Raw genomic sequence first — 2,787 nt, 5'->3', positions numbered from 1 at the left:
TCGTATCCTTGTCCAGCCGGTGGACGATGCCGGGCCGCTTCACCCCGCCAATGCCCGACAGGCTGTCGCCGCAATGGTGGAGGAGGGCGTTGACCAGCGTGCCCGTCCAGTTGCCGGGACCGGGATGCACGACCAGCCCCGACGGCTTGTCGACGACGACGAAGCTTTTGTCCTCATAGAGGATCGACAGCGGGATGTTCTCCGGCAGCGGGTCGGCATCGACCGCTTCCGGCACCAGCATCTCGACGACGTCGCCCTCCGCCCCGACCGCGCCGCTCGTCGACGACGAGATCGACGACCTGGACGCGCCCGACGCCGAAGACGCGGGCGTCGGCGGCGAGGTCGTGCGGATCGAGCTGGACGCGGGCCTGGCCGGCCAGCGGCTGGACAAGGCCCTGGCGGCCGCCGCTCCGGACCTGTCGCGGGCCCGCCTGCAGGCCCTGATCGCCGCCGGCCAGGTGTCGCTAGTCGTCGAGGGCCGCGAACCGCGCCCGATGGTCGACGGAAAGGCCAAGGCCCCGGCCGGCGTCTACCAGGTGCGGGTCCCGCCGCCGATCGCCGCCGAACCCGAGCCGGAGAACATACCGCTCAGCGTGCTCTACGAGGACGCCCACCTGATCGTCATCGACAAGCCGTCGGGCATGGCCGCCCATCCCGCGCCCGGCTGTGAGACCGGCACCCTGGTCAACGCCCTGCTGTTCCACTGCGGCGACAGCCTGTCGGGGATCGGCGGCGTGGCGCGGCCCGGCATCGTCCACCGGCTGGACAAGGAAACCTCGGGCGTGATGGTGGCGGCCAAGACCGACGCCGCCCACCAGGGGCTGTCGGCCCTGTTCGCCAAGCACGACATCGACCGCATGTACCTGGCCCTGACCCGTGGCGCGCCGCAGCCGGCCGTCGGCACGATCACCACCCAACTGGGCCGCTCGCCGGGCGACCGCAAGAAGATGGCGGTGCTGAAGTCCGGCGGCCGCGAGGCGGTCACCCACTATCGCGTCGAAAAGACCTTCGGGTCGTCGGGCAAGGCCCAGAGCGCCCCCTTGGCGGCGCGCGTCGCCTGCCGTCTGGAGACCGGCCGCACCCATCAGATCCGCGTGCACATGGCCAGCAAGGGTTCGCCCTGTCTGGGCGACCCGGTCTATGGCGCCGGCGCGCCCGCCGCGCCGGTCAAGGCCGCCCTCACGGAGATCGGCTTCTCCCGCCAGGCCCTGCACGCGGCCGTGCTGGGCTTCGTCCACCCGATCACGGGAGAGACACTGCGCTTCGAAACGCCCCTGCCGCCCGACATGGCGGCGTTGGAAACTGCCCTTGAGGCGCTCTAGGCGCGTCTCCAGCTTCGCCTTGCACCGCTGATACATTCAGGCCCTAATTCGGTTACAGACCGAGCCCACTGTGGCGGGTCGGAGGTTTCGTCCCATGTTCGCGTCCCGCATCGCTCTCGCCGCCCTGTTGGCCCTTCCGCTGGCCCTGCCCGGCGCGGCGCTCGCCCGTTCGACCGACGACGAGGTCGTGACCACCGCCGCGGCGCGCGCCACCCGCCCGCCAACCGACGCCGAGCTGGCCCAGGCCAAGGCCGACGCCCAAGTCCGCGCCGAGGCCGAACGCGCCAAACCCGCCGCCGTCGACCCGCTCTCAGCCTGGATGGCCGACGCGCCGGCGGTCGGAGGCGATCCGATCAACTACGCGCCCCGCGCGGACCTCGATGTGAACGGCTTCCCCTTGGACAAGGACGGCAAGCGCCAGGTGCACGGCGAGGCCGGCGTCAGCGTCGGCACTGGCGGCTATCGCAGCGGCTATGTCTCGTCCCTGATCCCGATCGGCGAGACCGGAACCCTGGGCGTCACCGTCGGCCAGACCAACTACGGCAAACACGGCGGCTACGGCTATGGCGGCTACGGTTACGGCCATGACGGCGGATACGGCTACGGCTGGGGTCCGCGCGACGGTACGTCGCGGTCCCTAGCCCTGTCGCTCGACATGCGCGACGGCGGCCGGCGGAACAAATCGGACACGCCGGAAGGCTGCGCGCCCGGTTTCCGTGACGGCGACCGCTATGTGGAGCCTATCTGGGTCACCGAAATGCGTGGCGGAAAAAGCTGCGCGGCGGCGGCCGAGCGCCCGTAGGCTTCACAGCCGAGACGAATCGCCTCGGCAGCGAGCAGGCGGGTCTTGTTCGCCGATACTTAAGAGCTTGCGTTCAAAGATGCCCGCCTCAGGGCGTCATCGGACCGATCTATGCAGCCGGAAATCACCGCTTTTCACCATCCCGCCACCGGGCGGATGACCTATTTGATCGCCGATCCGGCCACCTTGCTCTGCGCGTTTGTCGATCCTGTCCTCGACTATGACCCGCTGACCCAGGCCGTCGACACCGGCTTCATCGACGCCATCATCGCCGAGGTCCGCGCCAGGGACCTGGGTCCGACCTGGATCCTAGAGACCGGCCTGCACACCGACCACCTTTCGGCGGCCGGCCACCTGAAATACGAGACCGGCGCCTCGATCTGCATCGGCGCCGCGGTGCTGGACAGCCTCAAGCGCCTGGTCCCGGTGCTGGGCAGCGACGGCGTCGACCTCGAAGGCTGGGACTTCGACAAGCTGGCCCAGGACGGCGAGGTCCTGCCGATGGGCGGGATCGAGATCACCGCCATCGCCCTGCCCGGCCGCCTGCCCGGCGCCACGGCCTATAAGATCGGCGATGTCGTGTTCGCCGGCTCGGCCATCCTGCCGCCCGATCAGGGCCTGGGCGACTGCGCCGACCCCGGCGCCGACGCCGCCGGCCTGCAC

The 2,787-nt window shown here is 70.4% G+C and carries 4 protein-coding genes; 3 read left to right on the top strand and 1 reads right to left on the bottom strand.

Annotation, left to right across the window (positions count from 1 at the left end):
- Positions 1–241: pseudouridine synthase (locus WAL33_RS15330; RefSeq protein ID WP_422182386.1), on the bottom strand; the 241-nt coding region annotated here is incomplete at its 3' end.
- Between WAL33_RS15330 and WAL33_RS15325 the strand changes: the two genes are divergently transcribed.
- The 3 genes from WAL33_RS15325 to WAL33_RS15315 all read left to right on the top strand — a co-directional run.
- Positions 195–1,322, top strand: a complete 1,128-nt coding sequence (locus WAL33_RS15325; protein WP_422182385.1) for an RluA family pseudouridine synthase — start codon at positions 195–197, stop codon at positions 1,320–1,322. The two genes, WAL33_RS15330 and WAL33_RS15325, sit on opposite strands and share 47 nt — an antisense overlap.
- Positions 1,323–1,416: 94 nt before the next feature.
- Complete coding sequence (locus tag WAL33_RS15320) at positions 1,417–2,124, top strand: hypothetical protein (RefSeq protein WP_422182384.1); 708 nt, start codon at positions 1,417–1,419, stop codon at positions 2,122–2,124.
- 111 nt (positions 2,125–2,235) lie between these two features.
- On the top strand, positions 2,236–2,787 hold a 552-nt coding region (locus tag WAL33_RS15315), incomplete at its 3' end, for an MBL fold metallo-hydrolase (protein ID WP_422182383.1).

The organism is Caulobacter sp. (genome assembly GCF_049283275.1).
Taxonomy (GTDB): domain Bacteria; phylum Pseudomonadota; class Alphaproteobacteria; order Caulobacterales; family Caulobacteraceae; genus Caulobacter.
This window is presented reverse-complemented; position numbering and strand designations above follow the sequence as displayed.